Here is a 21,478-nt window from a genome sequence, read left to right on the forward strand (position 1 = left end):
CCCGCTACCCGTGCCGTGAACCCCAATCCGGAGCCCATCCCATGCTCAATGCTCAGCAACGCGCCATCGTCAAAGCCACCGTGCCGCTGTTGGAGACCGGTGGCGAAGCCCTGACCACGCACTTCTATCGCATCATGCTCGGCGAATATCCCGAGGTGCGCCCGCTCTTCAATCAGGCCCACCAGGCCAGCGGTGCCCAGCCCCGAGCCCTGGCCAATGCCGTGCTGCGCTACGCCCGCCACATCGATGAGCTGGAGCAGCTCGGCGGGCTCATGAAGCAGATCATCAACAAGCATGTGGCCCTGCGGGTCCTGCCCGAGCACTACCCCATCGTGGGCACGTGCCTGCTGCGCGCCATCCGCGAGGTGCTCGGGGCACAGGTGGCGACGGACGAGGTGATCGCCGCGTGGGCCGCCGCCTACCAGCAACTGGCCGATCTGCTCATCTCCAGCGAGGAGCGGGTCTACGAGGAGACGGCCCAGGCGCGCGGCGGCTGGCGCGGCGGGCGCGAGTTCCGGGTCATCCGCAAGGAGCAGGAGAGCGCGGAGATCATCTCCTTCTACCTGGCGCCCGCGGATGGTGGCCCGCTGATGGACTTCGTGCCGGGGCAGTACATCGGCATGCGGCTCGTCATCGACGGCGTCGAGATGCGCCGCAACTACTCGCTGTCGGCGGTGCCCAATGGCGAGTCCTACCGGATCAGCGTCAAGCGCGAGCCGAACGGCAAGGTGTCCAACCACCTGCATGATCGGGTGGGAGTGGGGGACTCGCTGGAGCTGTTCCCTCCCGCGGGCGAGTTCACCCTGAGCCCGAGCACCAAACCCCTGGTGCTCATCAGCGGTGGCGTGGGCATTACCCCGACGCTCGCCATGCTGACGGCGGCCCTGCCCCAGGGGCGGCCCATCCACTTCATCCACTGCGCGCGCAACGCCGGGGTCCACGCCTTCCGCGAGTGGGTGGACGCGCAGGCCGGCAAGCATCCCCACCTGCGGCGCTTCTACTGCTACTCCCAGGTCACCGAGGGGGCGCCCCAGCCGGATGCCGTCGGACTGCTGGATCGCGAGCTGCTCGCGCGATGGCTGCCCGAGGCGCGGGACATCGATGTCTATTTCCTCGGCCCCAAGCCCTTCATGGCGGCCATCCAGCGCTCCTTGAGGGAGCTGGGCGTGCCCGAGCAGCAGTGCCACTACGAGTTCTTCGGCCCGGCGGCGTCGCTGGCGTAGCACTCCGGGTCGTCGAGCCGGGCTACCCTTCTTTGTCGGTGAGCGTTTCCCGCGTTTTCCGAGGGAAGGGTCGCCCGTATCATCCGCCGCATGAATACCGGTGTCCTTCCTCCCGAGCGGCGGTCCTCCCTGCGCCTGGGCGATGGCCGCGTCCTCGCGTGGTCCGAATGGGGACCCCCCGAGGGTCTCCCCGTGCTGTTCTGCACGGGAGCCGCCATGAGCGGCTCACTCGGCTTCGGCGCGAACCATCTCGCGGAGCTCGGCTCGAGGCTCATCGCCATCGACCGGCCCGGCCTCGGCGCGTCCGACGCGCATCCCGGCAAGACCCTGGCCTCCTGGGTGGAGGACACGCGGCAGCTCCTCTTGGCGCTGGGCTCGCTGCGGGACGTCACCGCCGTGGGTTTCTCCCAGGGCGCGCCGTTCGCGCTGGCCCTCGCGGGCCGGGAGTTCGTGAAGGCCGTGGCGATCGTGTCCGGACAGGATGACCTGGCCTGGCCGGCCCTGGCTCCCAGGCTGCACCCCGACGTGGCCGCGATGGTGCGTGCCGCGCGGGGGGATCCCCAGGGCTTCGAGCAGTCCTTCGCGGAGATGGCCACGGCGGACGGACTGTGGCAGCTCATCCTCGGAATGAGTGGCGAGCGCGATCGGGCGCTCTACCTGAGCGAGCCCTTCGGCGCGGCGTATCAGCGCTGCCTGCGGGAGGGCTTCTCCCAGGGCGCGCGCGGGTACGCGAGGGATCTCGTCAACGCGCTGGGCCCCTGGCTGGTGGAGCCGGAGCGCATCTCCGTCAAGGTGGACCTCTGGTACGGCGGCCTGGACACGAGCACGGTCCACTCGCCCGACTTCGGCGCCACCCTGGCCGCCCGCCTGCCGAACGCGACCCTCACGGTGGATCCCCACGCGGGCGGATCAATCCTTTGGACGAGGGCCCGGGACATCCTCGCGAGGCTCGAGAGCCACGTTTCGGGGAGCGCAGCGAGCGCGGGGCGTTAGGCCGCGAAGCGGATGTGTGTCTGGTTACCTTCCAGGCAGCATCCGGCGGACCACTGGTTGACCCGCGTGAGGCGCCCAACCGTTGGCGTGAACACGCGGGGAGCCCGCTCCGGGCCCCCATGAGGAGGAGCGGACATGGCGAGGTTGATCCGTGAAGTGATGACGCGCAACGTGGAGGTCATCAGTCCGAACGACACCGTGCGCGAGGCGGCCCGGAAGATGCGCGACCTGGATGTGGGGCCCATTCCCATCTGTGACGGCAAGCGGGTGCAGGGGATGATCACCGACCGCGACATCGTGGTGCGCGCCATCGCCGAGGACATGGATCCGGCCCGGACGCCCGTGTCCGCCATCATGTCCAAGGGGATCCAATACTGCTTCGAGGACGATCAAGCCGAGGACGTGCTCGAGCGCATGGAGGAGTTGCAGTTGCGCCGCTTCATCGTGGTGGATCGCGACAAGAAGCTCGTGGGCATCGTGGCGCTGGGCGACCTGGCGGGTGAGGAGAGTGGACGCCGCGTGGGCAAGGCACTCGAGGGCATCTCCGAGCCCGCGAGCCACTGAGCCGCGGGACACCGGAGCCCGGGTGGACCGGGCTCCGGGGCGGTTCATGGGGTGACGAGCCCGTAGGATGGAGCCTTACTCCATCTGGAGGGCGGCTCATGGCACCTCGTCTGATCGGCGTACTCTTGCTGTTGGTCCTACTGTCCGCGTGTAGCGCCACACGCGTCGTGCGCCTCGACATGGGCCGAGGCCAGACTGTCGTTCCCCTGGATGGGCAGCCCCCGGCTTCTCAATGGGCCGAGGTGGATGCTCGAGTGACCCGGGAGTACCTGCGGTTCTGCGAGGCCATCGGGAAGCCTGGAGATTGCCGGGGGGTGCTGATGAACAGCCCTCTCCTCAGCGGGGATAGCCGCTACGCCCTCGCCATGTCCTTCGCCATCGATGCCGTCATTCCCGAGATGATGGAGGCGTTCAAGGACATGGCCGATCCCGAGGCGATCAAGGCCTCCATCCTCTGGACGATGACCCTCTACGCTTCGATGTGGATGGCACCCGAACCCGTGTTCTCCAAGGGGATCGCGACGGTCGTGACGGCCAGTTTCATTTGTTACATCGGAGTGGATACGTTCTGGACGCTCATCCAGGGCTGGAGACGTTTGGCGAAGCTTCTCTCGACCGAGGGCACCTCACTCAACAAGTTGGTGACCCGGAGCCAGTGATGGAGACGACTCGCATTCCGAAGAAGTATTTCAAGCTGTCTCAGGAGGTTGATGGCTCTGGAGGCTGGGATCTTGGCAATCCCACGGATCCACAGGGCCGAGAGGTGGATAACCCATGGAGCTTCAGAGAAGGCCTGCCGGTCGCGGACCCGGGACGATTGACGCTTCCCGTTGGTCGCCCGGGCAGGGCTCTCGACTTCACCCTCGCGGGCTTCAGCATCCCGGTCGTTCACGCCAGGGTGGCAGCCCTGTTCAGGGAATTGGCTCCCCGTGATGTTCAGCTTCTTCCGGTGGACATCCCAGGGCAGCCAGACCCGTTCTGCATCCTCGTTGCCACACGGCTCATCCAGTGCATCGATGACCAGGCCTCCGAGGAGGTGGAGTATTGGATGCCGGAGGATGGGCGGCCCGAGAAGGTCGGACAGTATCGGGACGTGTCCGGCATGCGCATCGATCCCTCGAAGATTGGTGACGCCCAGGTGTTTCGCACCTGGGGGTGGACCATCGCGCTCATCGTCTCCGAGGAACTCAAGGAGGCCTTGGAGCGGATGGGCGCCACGGGGGCGAAGTTCAAGGAGGTTTGACCCGCGGTCATTGGACTCCTTGCCTTCGCCCTCCGTTCACCCACGGCTCAGCCCAGATCGAACAGCAGGGCCTCGAGCGGCTCGGTGGCGGAGAGTTCCAGCCGAGACTCCTCGGACACGGCCACGCCGTCACCGGCCTTGAGCGTCACGCCGTTGAGCGTGCCCGCGCCGCGCGCCACCTGCAGCCACGCGTGCCTCCCCGGCGCCAGGGTGTACTCCGTCTTCTCTCCCCGGCCCAGCACGGTGCTGTACAGCCGCAGATCCTGGTGCACCTTCAACGAGCTGTCCTGTCCCTCGGGGGATACCACCAGCCGGAAGCGGCCCTGGCGCTCCGTGAGTGGGAACTCCTTCTGCTCGTAGCCGGGCGTCAGCCCCTTGCGCTCCGGGAGGATCCAGATCTGCAGGAGGTGCACCTCCTCGTCCGAGTTGTTCATCTCGCTGTGCAGCACGCCCGTGCCCGCCGTCATCCGTTGCATCTCTCCCGCGCGCAGCACGCCCACCGAGCCCAGGCTGTCACGGTGCTCCAACTGCCCGCTGAGCACGTAGGTAATGATTTCCATGTCCCGGTGGGGGTGCGCGCCGAAGCCGCTGTGCGCGGCCACCCGGTCCTCGTTGATGACGCGCAGGGAGCGAAAGCCCATGGCGGACGGGTCGAAGTAGTCCCCGAACGAGAAGGTGTGGTGGGAGTCCAACCATCCGTGGTTCGCATGGCCGCGCGCTTCTGAATTCCGAACGATGATCATGATGCCGTGTCTCCTTCGCCAGACATCATGCGAGTGGGACCCGGCCCGCGCCAGACGTGCTCCCCGGGACACACTGTCCTATCCACGGGACATCGGATTCCAGGTCGCGGCCCAGCGCTCGCGCGCGAGCTCCACGAAGGCCATCACCTTGGGCGCATGGTGGCGGCTGCTGGGATAGACGGCATGCACGGGTGTCTCGGCGGCGGTCCAGTCGGGCAGCAGGTGTTGCAGACGTCCGCTCGTTACGTCCTCGGCGCAGGAGATGTTGGGCAGCAGGGCGATGCCCGCGCCCGCCAGGGCCATGCCGCGCAACATGTCCGGCTCGTTCACCGCGAGCCGCGTGGACACCTGCACCTCGACGGATTTGCTCTCGGAGTGCAGCGTCCAGCGGTTGGCCTCCCGGGACGAGCCGAAGAGCAGGCAGTCATGCTTCTCGAGGTCTCGAGGCGTCTTGGGGGCGCCTCTCGCCCGGACGTAGTCCGGAGATGCCACCACCACGCGCTCGAGCTTGCCGATCCGGCGGGCCATGAGCGAGGAGTCGGCCAGCTTGCCCGCGCGCACGGCCAGATCGAACCCCTCGTCCACCAGGTCCACCGTGCGATCCGTGCACACCATCTCCACCTGCACGTCGGGATAGCGCCGGAGGAACTCCGTGACAATCGGCCCGAGGATGCTGAAGGTGAGTGGGGCCGTCACGCGCAGCAGTCCATGGGGAGCGGCCTGCATGCGCGTGACCGCCAGCTCGGCCTGCTCCGCCTCGGCCACGATGCGCGCGCAGTGCTCGTAGTAGGCCTGTCCCACGTCCGTGAGACGCAGCTGGCGCGTGGTGCGTTGCAGCAGTTGCGCGCCCACGCGCTCCTCCAGCTCGGACACCTTCCGGCTTACCGTGGACTTGGGCATGTGCAGCCCACGCGCCGCCGCCGTGAAGCTGCCCGCCTGGACGACCTTGGCGAAGACGAGGAGTTCGTTGAGATCCATGCCGCTCCCGAGGCCGGACCCCGTCCCAGGAGTGGAACGGTCTGCCCGGACCGTCCCATCTAGTCCGGAGCGCGGCCCACCGCCAGCCACCGGGTCCAACGGGTTCCAGACCGCCCGAGCCGTTCCCCGGGTGAAGTGTTGGCGGGTGGTTATGGGGCCGGGCCCGCGTTGTTTCAATTTTCAGCAATGCGTTACATAGGTGTTCCTCATGGCGGAAACCTTGTTCGAGGAACTCAAGCGCTACGTGGGTTTCGAGCCGGCCGATGGCCTGCTTCTCCGGGAACTGCACGAGGTGGCGCGGCCGCGGTTTCCCGCCATCGCGGACGTCTTCTATGCGCGCATCCTGGAGCACGAGGGCGCGCGCAAGGCGCTCGCGGGCGAGAGCCAGGTGGGCCATCTCAAGGTGTCGCTGCGCGCCTGGATGGAGCAGCTGCTCAGCGGCCCCTGGGACGAGGACTACTACCGGGCGCGCTGCCGGATCGGCCGCATGCATGTGCGCGTCGCGCTCCCCCAGCATTACATGCTCGGCGCGATGAACGTGCTGAGGCAGGAGTTCAACCTCCTCATCGCCGAGCACCACGCGGACCAGCCCGAGCGGTTCCGGGCCATGAGCTTCGCGTTGGGGAAGATCCTCGATCTGGATCTGGCCATCATGCTGCACACCTTTCGCGAGGATCTGCTCGCGCAGCAGGCGCGCCACGAGCGACTGTCCACCTTCGGCCAGCTCGTGGGCTCCATCGGCCACGAGCTGCGCAATCCGCTGGGTGTCATCGAGACGTCGCTCTTCATCCTCAAGGGCCGGCCCCTGGCCAGCGAGGAGCGCGCCGCCAAGCACCTGGCGCGCATCGGCGAGCAGGTGGCGCTCGCCAACCGCATCGTCTCGGACCTGCTGGACATGATCCGGGACCGGCCGCTCAAGCGCGAGTCGCTGCGGCTGGAGGCCGTGTGGAAGGATGCCCTCTCCTCGGTGCACGCGCCCGCGGGCGTGTCCCTGCTCGCCGAGGGGCTCGAGTCGCTGCCCACGTTGGAGGGAGATCCGGGGCAGATCCGTCAGGTCTTCGTCAACCTGATGGAGAACGCCGTGCAGGCGGTGGGAGACACGGGCTCGGTGCGCTTGTCGGGCCTGGCGGAGCCGGACGCGGTGGTGCTCGTCCTGGAGGACTCGGGGCCGGGGGTGAGCGAGACCATCCGGCGCCGGATGTTCGAGCCCCTGATGACCACCAAGTCCGGGGGCATCGGCCTGGGCCTGCCCCTGGTCAAGCGCATCCTCGAGCGCCATGGGGGCTCCATCCTCTACGACCCCCAGGGCGGGGGAGGGGCGCGCTTCGTCCTCCGGCTCGCCCTTCCCCCGCACTCCGCGTGAGAGTCCGCCATGAGGAGCTACCTGCTGCTCGATGACAATCTGGCCTTCGCGGAGAACCTCGCGGAGATCCTCCGGGATGGGGGGGACGAGGCCACGGTGGTGACGGAGGGGCCGCGGGCCCTGTCGCTCGCGGGCACCCGGCGCTTCGACGCGCTGCTCACGGACATGAAGATGCCGGGCATGAACGGGGCACAGGCGGTGCGCCACATCCGCCAGGTGGATCCCGGTCTCGCTGTCGTGGTCATCACCGCCTACCCGGGAGAGGAAGAGCTGGAAGCGGTACGCCGGGAGGGACTGCTCGCGGTGCTGCCCAAGCCCGTGCCGCTCGCCCCGCTCGTCTCGTTGTTGACCCACGCGCGCCGGGATGGACTGGTGGCGCTCATCGAGGGGGAGCCGGCGCGGGACGAGACCCTCGCCGAGCAACTGCGCTCGCGCGGCTTCTCGTGTGTCACCGCGCGCTCGGTGGAGGACGCCGAGCACCTCGCGGGGGCGCGGCTCTTCGCGGCGCTGGTGCCTCCGCGGCGGCTCGGGGAGTCGGAGTGTGAGGCGTTGCGCTGGCTGCGGGCACGCTTCCCCACACTGCCGGTGTTCTCCGAACCTGTCGACCTCCAGACACTGTTGGACACACTGGAGCGAGCCCACGACTCGCGCTAACAGCAGGGCCCCATGAGCCTCTCCTCCTTCAATCCCCCTCGTGTGCTCGTCGTCGAGGACAACGCGGCCTTCCTCGACAATCTCCGGGAGTTGCTCGGCGACGCGGGCTACCTGGTGTCCGGTGCGAGCAGTTGCCGCGAGGCGCGCGAGCGGGTGCAGGACGGCTTCGACGTGGCGCTGGTGGACTTGCGTCTGCCGGACGGGGATGGGACGGAGCTCGCGCGGGACTTGAAGGAGAAGGTGCCCGAGTGCGAGGTGGTGTTGCTCACCGGCTTCGCCACGCTGGAGACGGCGGTGGCGGCGGTGCGCGCGGGCGCGTGCGCCTACCTGATGAAGCCCTGCGCGCCCAACGAGTTGTTGCTGACGCTGGAGCAGACCATGCGTCAGGTGCGCTTGCAGGCGGAGAAGCGCGAGCTGGCGCGCCGGGCGCAGGTGACGGAGAAGCTCGCGGCGGTGGGCACGCTCACGGCGAGCCTGTCGCACGTGATTCGCAATCCCCTCAACGCCGCGGCCCTGCAGCTCGCCGTGCTGGAGCGGCGGGTGCGGCGGCTGTCCACCGAGCAGCAACCGGCCTTGTTGGATCCCCTGCTGTTGGTTCGCGATGAGATCCGCCGGTTGGATCATGCGCTGGAGGACTTCCTCCAGTTCGCGCGGCCGCGGAGCTTCCGCCCGGAGCCGGTGGACGTGCTGGCGCTGCTGCGGCGCGTGGTGGATTTCCTGGGCAGCAAGGCCGAGGCGCGGCGGGTGCGTCTGGAGTTGGAGGGCGAGGAGTCGCTTCCGCCGCTCAAGGGCGAGGAGGAGCGCTTGCGCCAGGTGCTCATCAACCTGACCCTCAACGCCCTGGAGGCCACGCCCGAGGAGGGTGTCGTGCGCCTGTCGGCGCAACGCGAGGAGGACATGGTGCGCCTGTGCGTGGACGACACGGGCGCGGGTGTGCCTCCGGAGCTGCGCACCCGCGTCTTCGAGCCGTTCTTCACCACGAAGGAGGAGGGCTCGGGGTTGGGGTTGTCCATCGTCCACTCCGTCGTGTCGCAGCACGGGGGCTCGCTGGAGGTGACCAGCTCCCCGTCCGGAGGGGCGCGCTTCCTGCTGCGGCTGCCCCTGGTGGCTTGAGGCGGTTGCCACCGCACGTCCTCGCGGGTTACATGGGCCATGTCGCTAGGGGTGCTCCCGTGAGGAGCTGAGAGGGCCGTGTTCGCGGTCGACCCTTGGAACCTGAACCGGTTTGGACCGGCGGAGGGAAGCGGCGGGCTTCCCACGCCCGACTCTTCTCTTGCCATGTGCCGAGGAGGAGTCACGTGAGCGGAGCATCGAAGAGCCTCAAGGTGGACGGCGAGGTGTTGCAGGGCATCACCCGGGGGCCGCTGCCGGCCTCGCGCAAGGTGTACGTGTCCGGCGTGTTGAACCCGGAGCTGCGCGTGCCCCTGCGGGAGATCAGCCAGACGCCCACGCGCCATGGCCACGGTCCGGACGTGAAGGAGACGCCCAATCCCTCCGTCTTCGTCTACGACTCGAGCGGCCCGTACACGGACCCCGACGCTCAGATCGATCTGCGCCGGGGCCTGCCGCCGGTGCGCGAGGAGTGGATCGAGCGGCGGGGGGACACGCGAGCACTGCCGGGTATCTCCTCCGAGTATGGCCGCGCCCGAGAGACGGATCCGCGCCTGGCCGGTCTGCGCTTCGCCCACCGCCGCGCGCCCCGGGTGGCGAAGGCGGGCGCCAATGTCACCCAGCTGCACTACGCGCGTCGGGGCCTCATCACTCCGGAGATGGAGTTCGTGGCCCTGCGCGAGAACCTGAAGCGCCAGGCCGCGGTGGAGCTGTCGCACCAGCACCCGGGCCACTCCTGGGGCGCCGCCATTCCCCGCGACATCACCCCCGAGTTCGTCCGGGACGAGGTGGCGCGGGGCCGGGCCATCATCCCCGCCAACATCAATCACCCGGAGCTGGAGCCGATGATCATCGGCCGCAACTTCCTGGTGAAGATCAACGCCAACATCGGCAACTCCGCCGTCAGCTCCTCCATCGAGGAGGAGGTGGAGAAGATGGTGTGGAGCATCCGCTGGGGCGCGGACACGGTGATGGACCTGTCCACCGGCCGCAACATCCACGAGACGCGCGAGTGGATCCTCCGCAATGCCCCGGTACCCATCGGCACCGTGCCCATCTACCAGGCGCTGGAGAAGGTGGGAGGCAAGGCCGAGGAGCTCACCTGGGCGCTCTACCGCGACACGCTCATCGAGCAGTGTGAGCAGGGGGTGGACTACTTCACCATCCACGCGGGCGTGCGCCTGCGCTACATCCCGCTCACCGCCAGACGCCTCACCGGCATCGTCAGCCGGGGCGGCTCCATCCTGGCCAGGTGGTGCCTGGCGCACCACCAGGAGAACTTCCTCTACACGCACTTCGAGGAGATCTGCGAGATCCTCAAGGCGTACGACGTGAGCTTCAGCCTGGGAGACGGGCTGCGGCCGGGCTCCATCGCGGACGCCAACGACGCGGCGCAGTTCGGCGAGCTGGAGACGCTGGGCGAGCTGACACGGGTGGCCTGGAAGCACGACGTGCAGGTGATGATCGAGGGGCCGGGCCATGTGCCCATGCACCTCATCCAGGAGAACATGACGAAGCAGCTCGCGGTGTGTGGCGAGGCGCCCTTCTACACGCTGGGGCCGCTCACCACGGACATCGCGCCGGGGTATGACCACTTCACCAGCGGCATCGGCGCGGCGATGATCGGTTGGTTCGGCACGGCGATGCTCTGCTACGTCACGCCCAAGGAGCACCTGGGCCTGCCCGACCGGGATGACGTGAAGGAGGGCGTCATCACCTACAAGATCGCCGCGCACGCCGCGGACCTCGCCAAGGGCCACCCCGGTGCCCAGGCGCGCGACAACGCGCTGTCCAAGGCGCGCTTCGAGTTCCGCTGGGAGGATCAGTTCAACCTCTCCCTGGATCCCGAGCGCGCACGCGCCTTCCACGACGAGACCCTGCCCGCGGAAGGTGCCAAGGTGGCCCACTTCTGCTCGATGTGCGGCCCCCAGTTCTGCTCGATGAAGATCACCCAGGACGTGCGCGACTACGCCCAGAAGGTGGGCACGAACGAAGCGCAGGCCCTCGCGGCGGGCATGGCGGAGAAGAGCGAGGAGTTCAAGAAGGCCGGCGGCGAGGTGTACCGCTGAGTCCTCCCGACCTTTGAAGTCGCGTCGCCCCAGGAGACGCCAACCTCGTGACTTTTGTCCCGAAAATGACAGAATGAGAGGGTTGACGGGCGCGCTGACCGCGCCCGTCCGAACTTCAGAGGGAAGCTCAAATGGAAACGCAGCATCGCGGGGGTTTCATCACCGGATCACCGTCGCCGACGGCGGACGAGAAGACGTGGGGAATGCTCGCGCACCTGAGCGCGCTGATCGCGGGCCTGTTTGGCTTCCCGTTCCTCGGGCCGCTCATCGTGATGCTCACCAAGGGCAAGGAGTCCGCCTGGGTGGAGCAGCACGCGAAGGAGGCGCTCAACTTCCAGATCACCGTCACGGTGGTCCTGTGGATCGCCGCGTTGAGCATGTTCTGCCTGGTCGGGTTCGTGCTGGCGCCGCTGGTCGCACTGGTCGCGCTGGTGCTGACGATCCTCGCGGGCATCAAGGCCAACAATGGCGAGATGTACCGCTACCCGGCCACCGTCCGGCTGGTGAAGTAGCGCTCAGCCGCCAATGCCCATCATGGGCAGCAGGCTGGCCGCCGCGCCGGGCTCGGTGAAGCGGTGGCCCTCGGGCTTGTCCCCGAGCGCCCGGCGGATGGCCAGGGCGAGCTCCTCGTCGGTGGCCCCGCCGCGGATGAGGGCGTGCAGCGGCGCCTGGGCACGTCCCCCGAGGCAGCTGCGCAGGTCTCCATTGGAGGCCACGCGCACGCGGTTGCAGCCGCCGCAGAAGTTCTGGGTGAGGGGAGAGATGAAGCCCACGAGCCCTCCGGGCGCGCGCCAGTAGCGCGCCGGACCCGCGGCCAGGCCCTGGGGCCCCTCGTCCTCCACGAGCGGCAGGCCCCCGGTCCGGAGCTTCTCCACCAGCTCCGCCGTGGGCACCGGGGTGCCCTGACCAAAGGGCATCAGCTCGATGAACCGGGGCGTCATGCCGCGCGCATGCGCGTGGGCGATGAGCTGGGGCACCTCGTCGTCATTCACTCCGCGCATGACGACGACGTTGAGCTTGAGCGAGGCGTAGCCCGCCGCCGCCGCCGCGTCGATGCCCGCGAGCACGGACGCCAGGTCTCCCTGCTTGGAGATGCGCCGGAAGGTGGCCTCGGACAGGGTGTCCAGGCTGATGTTGAGCTGGCTCACCCCCGCCTCGCGCAGCGGCCCGGCGAGCCGCGCCAGGTGGCTCGCGTTGGTGGTGATGGCCACGTGGCCGATGCCGGGCACCGCGGCGATGCGCTGGGCCACCTCGAGGATGTCCGGGCGGATGAGCGGCTCGCCGCCCGTGAGCCGCACCCGGCGGATGCCCATGGCCGCGAACACGGAGACGATGCGCTCGAACTCCTCGGGCGAGAGCAGATCCTTCTTCCCACCCCAGCTCGCCGGCGAGCAGTACGTGCAGCGGAAGTTGCACCGGTCGGTCACCGACAGGCGCAGGTACGTCATGGTCCGCCCCTGGGCGTCCTTCAGGGGGGGCGACAAGGGGGCCTGGGTGGGGGCGAGACTGCTCATGGGTGCTCTCTATAAACCGGAGCCTCCCCTCCGGGCACTCCCTTGTGGAGGCCCGGGCCTCCGTGCGAGGCGCGTCAGTCGCGCGGGTTGCCCTGGCGTCCCCCGGCGAGCACCGAGAGGACGACTCCCTGGTTGAGCGTGTTGGCGCCCGTGGTGCTGCTGGACGCCGGCGGAGCCGGAGGCGGCCGCACCGTGGGTCCCACCGGGCCGGGGATGGTCTGATCCAACTCGTCCATGTCCTCGGTCAGGCGGGCGAGCGTGGCCTCGGCCTCCTGGGCGTGGGCCTCGGCCTGCACCAGCGTCAGCTTCCGGTTCTGCATGTCCTCCTTGATCTTCACGAGCGCCTGCTCGCCGATATCGAGGAAGGCCCGGACGACCTCGCGGTCGAACTGGGTGCCGGCGCAGCGGTGGATCTCCGCGATGGCGTTGGCGAAGGTGGTCCCCTTGCGGTAGGGCCGGTCGCTCGTCATCGCGTCCAGGGTGTCCGCCACGGCGAAGATGCGCGCGCCGATGTGGATCTCCTGGCCGCGGAGGTTGCGCGGATAGCCCTGGCCGTCCCAACGCTCCTGGTGCGACAGGACGATCTGCGCGGGCGTGGCGAGGAAGGGGATGTTCTGGATCATCTGGAAGCCGATGTCCGGATGCTTGCGCATCTCCTGCCACTCCTCGGGCGTGAGCTTGCCCGGCTTGAGCAGCACGGCGTCCGGCACGCCAATCTTCCCGATGTCATGCAGGAGCGCGCCGCGGCCGATCTCCTCCAGCTCCGGGCCCTTGATGCCCATGCGCTCGGCCACGGCGCTCGTGTAGCGCACCACGCGCTGCGAGTGGTCCGACGTCTCGTGCTCGCGCGCGTCCAGCGCCGCCACCAGGGCGAGCAGGGTGGACTGGTAGGTGTGGGCGATGTCGCGCAGGGCGTTGCGCAGCTCGGTGGTGCGGTCGCGCACCTTGCGCTCGAGCTTCTTCTGGTAGCGCTTGCGGGCCAGCTCGATGCGGCGCTTGGCCAGGGCGCGCTCGATGGCGCGGATGAGATCCGTCAGCTTCGGTGGCTTGAGCAGGTAGTCCACCGCGCCCCGGCGCAGGCAGTCCACCGCCGACTCGGTGTCCCCGTAGCCGGTGAGCATGATGACGGAGGTGTCCGGGTAGCGCTCGCGCAACTGCTCGAGCAGCCACAGGCCGTCCTTGCCCGGCATCTTCATGTCGCTGATGACCAGGGGCGTCTCTTCCTGGCCGGCGAGGTCCAGGGCCATTTCGGAGCCACTGGCCACAACGCAGTTGTAACCCTCCTCCCGAAGAAGGACGGAGATGACGTCGCGGACGGAGTCATCGTCATCGACGATGAGGATCCGGGGAGGTATGGGAGGAATGGCTTCCACGGGGTGTGATTCTAGGAGGAACGGGCAACAGAAGGCCAACCCGTCTCTGATTTTCAGCTCTCCTGGCTGTTCGATGGCCCGGAGATGTTCGCTCGCCGCCCCGTTCCCTCAGCATACGAGAAACGCTCGAAGCGGAAAGCTTCCAGGGTCATGAACCGTTGAGCGGGCGGTAGGAGCGCGAGCGGAGGTGAGCAGGCAGGCGAGCGTGACCCGGGAGGGGCGGATGAAGGCAATCTGGTGCCACCGGTTGACGGGGGAAGGGCTTTCCATTAGCAAGGAGCCGTGCACCTCGTGTCTGTCCACCATCATCCGGCGCATCATCATCGGTTCGGCCCCGACGGGTCCGATCACCGTGTGCATGCCTGGGTCGATGTCTAGAGACTGCCCACCGCACCTGCCGCAGTGAACGAAAGCCCGTCCCACCCCGGACGGGCTTTTTTCGTTTCCGAGCCCGTCCCCACCCCAGGTCTCTCTCCGATGCTGAAGATCGCCCTTCCCAACAAAGGCCGCCTCTCCGACGAGGTTCGTGAACTATTCAACGATGCAGGGCTCGAGGTCCGCGTCCGAGGGGAGCGGGCCCTCACCGCGTCGCTCGGTGGCGAGTTCGAGGCCATCTTCGTGCGCGCCCAGGACATCCCCGAGTTCGTCGCCGATGGCGCGGCGGACGCGGGCGTCACCGGGTGGGATCTCGTGTGCGAGTCCGGCCGCGAGCTGGAGATGCTGATGGACCTGGAGTTCGGCCGATGCCGGCTCGTGGTGGCCGCGCGCGAGGAGAGCGGCATCCAGAAGCTGGAGGACATCCAGGATGGCGTGCGGGTGGCGTCCTCCTTCACGCGCCTCACCCAGGAGTTCTTCGCCAAGAGGGGCCAGTCGGTGAAGGTGGTGCCGGTGTCGGGCGCCACGGAGATCGCCCCCCACCTGGGCATCGCGGACATCATCGTGGACCTGACGTCCACGGGCTCGACGCTGAAGATGAACGGGCTGCGCGAGGTGGGCACCGTCGTCCAGTCGAGCGCACGGCTCATCGCGCGCAAGGGCCACTTGCCCGACGCGGCGGCCCAGTTGGAAGAGCTGCGGCAGGCGCTGGGCTCGGTGCTCGCGGCCCGGGGCAAGCGCTACCTCATGGCCAACGTGCCGCGCCGCGTGCTGCCGAACGTGCACGAGGTGCTGCCGGGCCTCAACGGGCCCACCGTGGTGGAGGTGCAGGGCGGTGACTTCGTGGCCGTGCACGCCGTGGTGCCCGCCCGCAACATCTACCGCACCATCAACGCCCTGAAGAACCTGGGCTGTCAGGGCATCCTCGTCACCCGCATCGAGAGGCTGATGCCATGAGCAGCCCTCCTCTCAAATACCGGGGCCGGCTGAAGGAACTGGCCCCAGAGGCGCGCGGCCGGCTGTTGGATCGCTCGGGGGGCTCGGACGCCCGTGTCGCCCAGCGCACCGCGGAGATCATCGCCCGGGTGCGCCGGGACGGGGACCGCGCCCTGCGCGAGATGGCGCGCGAGTTCGACCGCGCCGAGCTGGGCTCCCTGGAGATTCCCCGCTCCGTGTGCGAGGCGGCCCTCGCGTCGCTCGACCCCGGGGTGCGCGAGGCGCTCGGCCGCGCGGCGCGCAACATCGCCCGGGCACACGCGGCCCAGAAGCCCCAGGCGATCGAGGTGGAGACGGAGCCCGGCATCCTCGTGGGCCGTCGGCCGGATCCGCTCGGACGCGTGGGCGTGTACGCGCCCGGGGGCCGTGCCGTCTACCCGAGCAGCGTGCTGATGGGCGTGGTGCCGGCGAAGGTGGCCGGGGTGGGGGAGGTCATCGTCTGCTCGCCGCCCGGCCCGGATGGGGTACCCTCGGCGGGCGTGCTGGCGGCGGCGGCGCTCGCGGGCGCGGATCGCGTCTTCGCGCTCGGAGGCGCGGGCGCGGTGGCGGCCCTGGCCTACGGCACCGAGAGCGTGCCCCGGGTGGACCGCATCGTCGGACCCGGCAACGCGTACGTGGCCGCGGCCAAGCTCCAGGTGGTGGAGGCGGTGGCCATCGACGCGCCCGCGGGGCCCAGTGAGATCCTCGTGGTGGCGGACGGCTCGGCGGATCCCGAGGCGGTGGCCCGGGAGATGCTGGCCCAGGCCGAGCACGATCCGGACGCCTGCTGCGTCACGGTGGCGGTGGGCGAGGCCCAGGCCGAGGCGGTGGCCATCGCGGTGGAGCGTCTGGCGGCCCGGGCCCAGCGGCGGGAGATCGTCTCGCGCTCCCTGAGCGAGCGCGGCGCGGTGTTGAGCGTGGACTCGTTGGAGGAGGCCTGGCCCTTCGTGGCGGACTTCGCTCCCGAGCACCTGCTGATCGCCACCGAGAATCCCACGCAGGCACTGCCCCGGGTGCGCAACGCGGGCACGGTGTTCGTGGGCCAGCATGCCTCCGTGGCCTACGGCGACTACATGACGGGCGCCAACCACGTGCTGCCCACCGCGGGCCTCGCCCGGGCGTACTCGGGACTGAGCGTGCTCGACTTCTATCGATGGACCACGTACCAGCGCGTGACGCGCGAGGCGGCCTCCCGGCTCGCCGACGACGTGGGAATCCTGGCCGACAGCGAGGGCCTGTTCGCCCACGCCGAGGCCGCTCGTGCCTGGAGGCAATCATGAGCCTGCCCTCGCGTGCGTCGTACCGGGACATTCCGCTCTACTCGCCCTCCAAGGCGCGCTGCCGGGTGGACTTGAGCGACAACACCAACCTCTTCGGCATGCCGCCCGCCGCCGAGCGCGTGCTGCGCGAGGTGGCCGTCCCCCTGGTGACGCGCTACCCCGTGGGCTACTCGCCCGATCTGCGTGAGGCCGTGGCCCACTACACCGGCGTGGACACCGCCTGCGTCACCACCGGGTGCGGCTCGGACGACGTCATCGACAGCACCCTGCGCGCCTTCCTCGAGCCGGGCGAGCTCATCGCCTTTCCCTCGCCCACCTTCGTGATGATGTCCTACTTCGCCAAGGTCAACGGCCTGCGCTACGCCCCGGTGAACCTGCGGCCGGACTTCGACATCGACGTGGAGGGGCTGCTCGCCACCCAGGCGAAGCTCATCTACGTATGTTCGCCCAACAACCCCACGGGCACGGTGGCTTCGCGCGCCGCCCTGGAACGGCTGATCGAGCGCGCGCCCGGACTCGTCCTGCTCGACGAGGCCTATGCCGAGTTCGCCCGGGAGAGCCACCTGGACCTGGCGCGCCGGCCGAACGTGCTCGTGTCGCGCACGATGTCCAAGGCCTTCGGGCTCGCCTCCATGCGCGTGGGCTACGCGGTGGGCGCGCCGTCGCTCGTGGCCGAGGTGGAGAAGGCCCGCGGGCCCTACAAGGTGACGGCCCTGTCCGAGCGCATGGCCGTGGCGGCGCTGCGCGAGGACGTGCCGTGGATGCGGGCGAAGGTGGCCGAGTCCCTCGCCGTGCGCGAGCGGCTGGTGGCCGAGCTCCAGGGAATGGGGCTCACCTGCCTGCCCACCGAGGCCAACTTCGTGATGGTGAAGCTGCGCGGGGCGCTCGAGGTGGCGGAGCGGATGCGCGCGCGGGACGTGAACGTACGGGCTTTCGCGGGCCTGCCCGGCATCGGGGATGCGTTGCGCATCGGATGCGGGCCCTGGGATGTGATTCAGACGGCGCTCGATGCGCTGCGGGAGGAGCGACGGTGAGAGTGACCCTGTTCGACTATGGCGCCGGCAACCTGCACTCCCTCGCCAAGGCGCTCGCGCTGGCGCCGGGAGTCAAGGTGCACGTGGAGGAAGACCCCCTGCGTGCCCTGGACACGGACCTGCTGGTGCTGCCGGGTGTGGGGGCGTTCGGCGCCGCGATGGCGCGGCTGGCCCCGGGCGCCGAGAAGATGCGGCGCGCGTTGGACGACGGCCTGCCGTGTCTGGGCATCTGCCTGGGCATGCAGTTGCTCTTCGACGGCAGCGACGAGGGCGAGGGCCAGGGCCTGGGCTTCTTCCGGGGCCGGGTGACGCGGCTGACGTCCAAGCACGTGCCCCACATCGGGTGGAACTCGGTGGAGGAGGACACCGCGCTGCGCGAGGAGAAGCCGGGAACCGTCTACTACGCGCACAGCTTCGCCTGCCGCGCCGAGGACCCCGACGTGGTGGTGGGTTGGACGACGCACGAGGGGGATCGCTTCCCGGCCTCGGTGCGGCGCGGCAAGGTGCTCGGCGTGCAGTTCCATCCGGAGAAGAGCTCGGCCGCGGGTGTGCGCTTCGTGCACGCCTTCCTGAAGGAGGTGGGCTCATGATCGCCATTCCCGCCATCGACCTGCGCGAGGGCGCGTGCGTGCAACTCGTGGGCGGCTCCTATGCCGACGAGCGCGTACGGGTGAAGGATCCCCTGGAGGCCCTCAAGCGCTGGCGCTCGCACGGCTTCAAGACCTTCCATGTGGTGGACCTGGACGCCGCCCTGGGCAAGGGCTCCAACGAGGACGCCATCCGCGCGCTGCTCACGCACGAGCCGGGCCTCACCTTCTCGGTGGGAGGCGGCGTGCGCAGCACCGTCAAGGTGGAGTCGTTGCTCATGCTGGGCGCCACCTCCGTGGTGGTGGGCACGCGGGCCATCGAGGACGCGGACTGGCTGCGCGAGGTGGCCGAGCGCTTTCCGGGCCAGATCGTGGTCGCCGCGGACGTGAAGGGCCGCGAGGTGGTGACGCGCGGATGGACGTCTGGCAGCTCGCGCGACATCGGGAGCGTGCTGGAGTCGCTGGAGCGCCTGCCCCTGGCGGGCCTGCTCGTCACGGCTGTCCACAAGGAAGGGCAGATGGAGGGAGTGGACCTGCCACTGGTGGAGTCGGTGGTGCGCACGAGCCGCCATCCGCTGTCGGCCTCGGGAGGTGTGACGACGCTGGAGGACCTGCGGGCGCTCGGGCGCGTGGGGGCCAGCGGGGCCGTCATCGGCATGGCGCTGTACACGGGCAGATTGGACGCGGCCGAAGTGGCGCGGGAGTTCGCATGACAACCATCGTTCGGGAAACGAAGGAAACGAAGGTCACGGTGCAGATCGCCCTGGGCAAGGGCATCGCCCAGGTGGACACCGGCCAGCCCTTCTTCGATCACATGCTCGGCACCTTCGCGCGCTACGCGGGGTTGGACCTCACGCTGCACGCCCGAGGAGATCTGCGCCATCACCTCATGGAGGACGTGGCCATCACCCTGGGCACCGCCGTGCAGAAGGTCGTCCCCGCCACGGCCGCGCGCTACGGCGAGCGCACCGTGCCCATGGATGACGCGCTCGTGCAGGCGTGCATCGACGTGGGCGGGCGCTTCTATTACCGCGGCCCCCTGCGCAACAAACTCTACGAGCACGTGATGCGCTCGTTCTGCGAGCACGCCCGGGTGACGCTGCACCTGCGCATCCTCCGCGGCAAGGACAGCCACCATGTGACGGAGGCGGCCTTCAAGGCGCTCGGCATGGCGCTGCGCGATGCGATGGTGGATTCGGGCGTGGTGTTCAGCACGAAGGGCGCCGTCGCCCTGGAGGTGAAGTGAGATGCTCACGCGACGACTCATCGTCTGTCTGGATGTGAAGGGCGGCCGCGTGGTCAAGGGCGTCCAGTTCGAGGGCCTGCGCGACGTGGGAGATCCCGTGGAGCTCGCCCTGCGCTACGAGGAGGCGGGCGCCGACGAGGTGACCTTCCTCGACATCTCCGCCACCCAGGAGGAGCGCGGCACGTTGTGGGAGCTGGTGCGGCGCACCGCCGAGCGGCTGTTCATCCCGCTCACGGTGGGGGGCGGCGTGCGCACGGCGGACGACGTGGGCCGGGCCCTGCGGGCGGGCGCGGACAAGGTGAGCATCAACTCGGCGGCGGTGGCCCGTCCCGAGGTGCTCACCGAGTGCGCCGAGCGCTTCGGTGCCCAGTGCGTGGTGGCGAGCATCGACGCCAAGCGCGACGGGGCGAGCTGGCGCGTGTACACCCATGGCGGCAAGAAGCCCACGGACCTGGATGCCATCGCCTGGGCGCGCGAGTGTGTGAAACGCGGCGCGGGGGAGATCCTGCTCACGAGCATCGATCGGGATGGTGCCCGTTCGGGGTATGACCTGGAGCTGACCCGGGCCGTCGCCGAGGGGGTGGCGGTTCCCGTCATCGCCTCGGGAGGCGCTGGCAACGCGGAGCATGTCCAGGCCGCGCTGAGGGAGGGTGGGGCGGACGCGGCGCTGGTGGCGGGCATCCTCCACGACGGCGTCACCACGGTGGGAGCCATCAAGACGCTGCTGCGAGGCAGTGGTCTGGAAATCAGGAGTCATTGAGCATGGATGCGCGTTCGTTGATGCAGGCGGCGGAGGAAGTGGCCCGCAAGTCGGGCGACGTGGCACTGGGCTTCTTCCGCCAGGGCGTCACGGTGGACACCAAGGGAGACGGCACTCCGGTGACGGTGGCGGACCGGACGGCCGAGAAGACGGCGCGCGAGTGGATTGAATCGCGCTTCCCCGAGGACGGCATCCTCGGGGAGGAGTTCGGCGAGACGCGGCCCGGAGCGAAGCGCCGATGGATCCTGGATCCCATCGACGGCACCAAGACGTTCATCCGCGGGGTGCCGCTGTGGGGCACGCTGGTGGCGGTGACCGAGGGCGAGACGATCCTCGCGGGCGCGGCGTACTTCCCGCCCGTGGGGGAGATGCTGGTGGCGGCGCCGGGGCAGGGCTGCTGGTGGAATGGAAAGCGGACGAAGGTGTCGGCCGAGGCCGATCTGTCGCGCGCCCTGGTGCTGACCACCGACGAGCGCTTCCTGACGTATCCCCAGCGCGGGGCGGCGTGGCGGGGCCTGGCGGCCAAGGCGTCCGTCTCCCGGACCTGGGGGGATTGCTACGGCTACCTGATGTTGGCCACCGGCCGGGCCGAGGTGATGGTCGACGAGCTGATGTCCCCCTGGGACGCGGCCGCGCTGCAGCCCATCATCGAGGAGGCCGGCGGCGTCTTCACGGACTGGACGGGCAAGCGCACGGCGTTCGGCGGCAACTGCATCGCCACCAACGCGGTGCTCGCACAGCAGGTGCGCGAGCTGCTCGGGGCGAAGGGGACATGATGTTGGACTTGTCGAAGCTGGATTTCACCAAGGGCAACGGGCTGGTGACGGTGGTGACGCAGGATGCCCACACGGGTGACCTGCTCATGGTCGCGCACGCGGACCGCGAGGCGCTCGAGAAGACGCTCGAGACGGGCGAGATGTACTACCGCTCGCGCTCGCGGGGCTTGTGGCACAAGGGCGGCACGAGCGGAAACGTGCAGCGCGTGGTGTCCCTCACGGCCGACTGCGACGCGGACGCGGTGCTCGCCCGGGTGGAAAAGGCGGGTCCGGCCTGTCACACCGGAGCGGAGACGTGCTTCGACATCGGTCCGGTGGATGCGCTCGTGGCGCTGGACAGGACCATCGCCGAGCGCGCCACGAAGGCCCCGGAGCCCGGTGAGAAGCCGAGCTACACGCGGCGGCTCCTGGACGACCGCAACCTGCGCTTGAAGAAGATCGGCGAGGAAGCGGTGGAACTGGTGACGGCCTGCGCCGATGGCGACAAGGAGCGCGCGGCCGAGGAGGCCGCCGACGTCCTCTACCATCTGCTCGTGGCGGTGCGGCCATTGGGCGTGACGCTGGAGGACGTGAAGGCGGTGCTCGCGCGCCGCGCCAGCAAGCCGGCGAAGTGAACCT

At 69.2% G+C, this 21,478-nt stretch carries 23 protein-coding genes and 1 riboswitch; of the genes, 19 read left to right on the forward strand and 4 right to left on the reverse strand.

All coding sequences use genetic code 11. The features are described from left to right. Positions 1 to 41 precede the first annotated feature (41 nt). From hmpA to CYFUS_RS18915, 5 genes are all read left to right on the forward strand, one after another. Positions 42 to 1,223, forward strand: coding sequence for an NO-inducible flavohemoprotein (hmpA, locus tag CYFUS_RS18895; protein WP_095986486.1), 1,182 nt, complete (start codon positions 42 to 44; stop codon positions 1,221 to 1,223). Between the two features lie 90 nt (positions 1,224 to 1,313). Next, entirely contained in the window at positions 1,314 to 2,216 is a 903-nt protein-coding gene (locus CYFUS_RS18900; protein ID WP_269770249.1) for an alpha/beta fold hydrolase, read from the forward strand. Positions 2,217 to 2,351: 135 nt separating this feature from the next. Beyond that, positions 2,352 to 2,780, forward strand: a complete 429-nt coding sequence (locus tag CYFUS_RS18905; RefSeq protein WP_095986487.1) for a CBS domain-containing protein — start codon at positions 2,352 to 2,354, stop codon at positions 2,778 to 2,780. Between the two features lie 314 nt (positions 2,781 to 3,094). After that, positions 3,095 to 3,439, forward strand: a complete 345-nt coding sequence (locus CYFUS_RS50690; RefSeq protein ID WP_157758522.1) for a hypothetical protein — start codon at positions 3,095 to 3,097, stop codon at positions 3,437 to 3,439. A 14-nt stretch (positions 3,440 to 3,453) separates the two neighbouring features. Further along, the gene (locus tag CYFUS_RS18915; protein WP_095992105.1) at positions 3,454 to 4,023 is read left to right on the forward strand and encodes an imm11 family protein; all 570 of its coding nucleotides are present in this window, start codon (positions 3,454 to 3,456) and stop codon (positions 4,021 to 4,023) included. 47 nt (positions 4,024 to 4,070) lie between these two features. On the opposite strand, the gene CYFUS_RS18920 is transcribed toward CYFUS_RS18915, so the two are convergent. Together CYFUS_RS18920 and CYFUS_RS18925 are read right to left on the reverse strand one after the other, a co-directional pair. Continuing rightward, positions 4,071 to 4,766 (reverse strand): pirin family protein, encoded by a 696-nt coding sequence (locus tag CYFUS_RS18920; RefSeq protein ID WP_095986489.1) that lies wholly within the window; start codon positions 4,764 to 4,766, stop codon positions 4,071 to 4,073. A 78-nt stretch (positions 4,767 to 4,844) separates the two neighbouring features. Next, the gene (locus CYFUS_RS18925) at positions 4,845 to 5,744 is read right to left on the reverse strand and encodes a LysR family transcriptional regulator (protein WP_095986490.1); all 900 of its coding nucleotides are present in this window, start codon (positions 5,742 to 5,744) and stop codon (positions 4,845 to 4,847) included. Positions 5,745 to 5,952: 208 nt separating this feature from the next. Here CYFUS_RS18925 and CYFUS_RS18930 point away from each other — a divergent pair, with 208 nt between their 5' ends. From CYFUS_RS18930 to CYFUS_RS18950, 5 genes are all read left to right on the forward strand, one after another. Continuing rightward, a complete protein-coding gene (locus CYFUS_RS18930; protein ID WP_095986491.1) occupies positions 5,953 to 7,107 on the forward strand; it encodes a protoglobin domain-containing protein in 1,155 nt (384 codons plus the stop codon). Between the two features lie 9 nt (positions 7,108 to 7,116). After that, positions 7,117 to 7,761: a response regulator gene (locus tag CYFUS_RS18935; RefSeq protein ID WP_095986492.1), complete on the forward strand. Its 645-nt coding sequence runs from the start codon at positions 7,117 to 7,119 to the stop codon at positions 7,759 to 7,761. A 12-nt stretch (positions 7,762 to 7,773) separates the two neighbouring features. Continuing rightward, on the forward strand, positions 7,774 to 8,874 hold the full coding sequence (locus CYFUS_RS18940; RefSeq protein ID WP_095986493.1) for a sensor histidine kinase: 1,101 nt from the start codon (positions 7,774 to 7,776) through the stop codon (positions 8,872 to 8,874). A 37-nt stretch (positions 8,875 to 8,911) separates the two neighbouring features. Then, positions 8,912 to 9,020: riboswitch (TPP riboswitch) on the forward strand. A 39-nt stretch (positions 9,021 to 9,059) separates the two neighbouring features. Continuing rightward, positions 9,060 to 10,940, forward strand: coding sequence for a phosphomethylpyrimidine synthase ThiC (gene thiC, locus CYFUS_RS18945; RefSeq protein ID WP_095986494.1), 1,881 nt, complete (start codon positions 9,060 to 9,062; stop codon positions 10,938 to 10,940). A gap of 131 nt (positions 10,941 to 11,071) precedes the next feature. Then, positions 11,072 to 11,452 (forward strand): DUF4870 domain-containing protein, encoded by a 381-nt coding sequence (locus CYFUS_RS18950; RefSeq protein ID WP_095986495.1) that lies wholly within the window; start codon positions 11,072 to 11,074, stop codon positions 11,450 to 11,452. A gap of 3 nt (positions 11,453 to 11,455) precedes the next feature. On the opposite strand, the gene moaA is transcribed toward CYFUS_RS18950, so the two are convergent. Both moaA and CYFUS_RS18960 read right to left on the reverse strand, forming a co-directional pair. Next, a complete protein-coding gene (moaA, locus tag CYFUS_RS18955) occupies positions 11,456 to 12,454 on the reverse strand; it encodes a GTP 3',8-cyclase MoaA (protein WP_095986496.1) in 999 nt (332 codons plus the stop codon). A 74-nt stretch (positions 12,455 to 12,528) separates the two neighbouring features. Next, the gene (locus CYFUS_RS18960; protein WP_095986497.1) at positions 12,529 to 13,827 is read right to left on the reverse strand and encodes an HD-GYP domain-containing protein; all 1,299 of its coding nucleotides are present in this window, start codon (positions 13,825 to 13,827) and stop codon (positions 12,529 to 12,531) included. Between the two features lie 477 nt (positions 13,828 to 14,304). On the opposite strand from CYFUS_RS18960, the gene hisG reads away from it, so the two are divergent. From hisG to hisIE, 9 genes are read left to right on the forward strand one after another with little or no spacing between them, the layout of a single operon-like run. Continuing rightward, positions 14,305 to 15,159, forward strand: a complete 855-nt coding sequence (gene hisG, locus CYFUS_RS18970) for an ATP phosphoribosyltransferase (RefSeq protein ID WP_095986499.1) — start codon at positions 14,305 to 14,307, stop codon at positions 15,157 to 15,159. Next, on the forward strand, positions 15,156 to 16,457 hold the full coding sequence (gene hisD / locus CYFUS_RS18975) for a histidinol dehydrogenase (RefSeq protein ID WP_095986500.1): 1,302 nt from the start codon (positions 15,156 to 15,158) through the stop codon (positions 16,455 to 16,457). Before hisG ends, hisD begins: the two co-directional genes overlap by 4 nt. Then, entirely contained in the window at positions 16,454 to 17,491 is a 1,038-nt protein-coding gene (locus CYFUS_RS18980; RefSeq protein WP_198316625.1) for a pyridoxal phosphate-dependent aminotransferase, read from the forward strand. Before hisD ends, CYFUS_RS18980 begins: the two co-directional genes overlap by 4 nt. Further along, positions 17,488 to 18,081 (forward strand): imidazole glycerol phosphate synthase subunit HisH, encoded by a 594-nt coding sequence (hisH, locus tag CYFUS_RS18985; protein WP_095986501.1) that lies wholly within the window; start codon positions 17,488 to 17,490, stop codon positions 18,079 to 18,081. The genes CYFUS_RS18980 and hisH overlap by 4 nt, the downstream gene beginning before the upstream one ends. Next, positions 18,078 to 18,791 carry a HisA/HisF-related TIM barrel protein gene (locus CYFUS_RS18990; protein WP_095986502.1) on the forward strand — a complete coding sequence of 238 codons (714 nt, stop codon included), beginning with the start codon at positions 18,078 to 18,080 and terminating at the stop codon, positions 18,789 to 18,791. The genes hisH and CYFUS_RS18990 overlap by 4 nt, the downstream gene beginning before the upstream one ends. Next, positions 18,788 to 19,324, forward strand: coding sequence for an imidazoleglycerol-phosphate dehydratase (locus CYFUS_RS18995; RefSeq protein WP_002626268.1), 537 nt, complete (start codon positions 18,788 to 18,790; stop codon positions 19,322 to 19,324). The genes CYFUS_RS18990 and CYFUS_RS18995 overlap by 4 nt, the downstream gene beginning before the upstream one ends. 1 nt (position 19,325) lies before the next feature. Next, positions 19,326 to 20,084, forward strand: coding sequence for an imidazole glycerol phosphate synthase subunit HisF (hisF, locus tag CYFUS_RS19000; RefSeq protein ID WP_095986503.1), 759 nt, complete (start codon positions 19,326 to 19,328; stop codon positions 20,082 to 20,084). Positions 20,085 to 20,086: 2 nt separating this feature from the next. Continuing rightward, complete coding sequence (gene hisN, locus CYFUS_RS19005; protein ID WP_095986504.1) at positions 20,087 to 20,860, forward strand: histidinol-phosphatase; 774 nt, start codon at positions 20,087 to 20,089, stop codon at positions 20,858 to 20,860. After that, entirely contained in the window at positions 20,860 to 21,474 is a 615-nt protein-coding gene (gene hisIE, locus CYFUS_RS19010) for a bifunctional phosphoribosyl-AMP cyclohydrolase/phosphoribosyl-ATP diphosphatase HisIE (protein WP_198316914.1), read from the forward strand. The genes hisN and hisIE overlap by 1 nt, the downstream gene beginning before the upstream one ends. Positions 21,475 to 21,478: the final 4 nt, after the last annotated feature.

Origin of the sequence: Cystobacter fuscus (genome assembly GCF_002305875.1) — a bacterium.
GTDB lineage: Bacteria > Myxococcota > Myxococcia > Myxococcales > Myxococcaceae > Cystobacter > Cystobacter fuscus_A.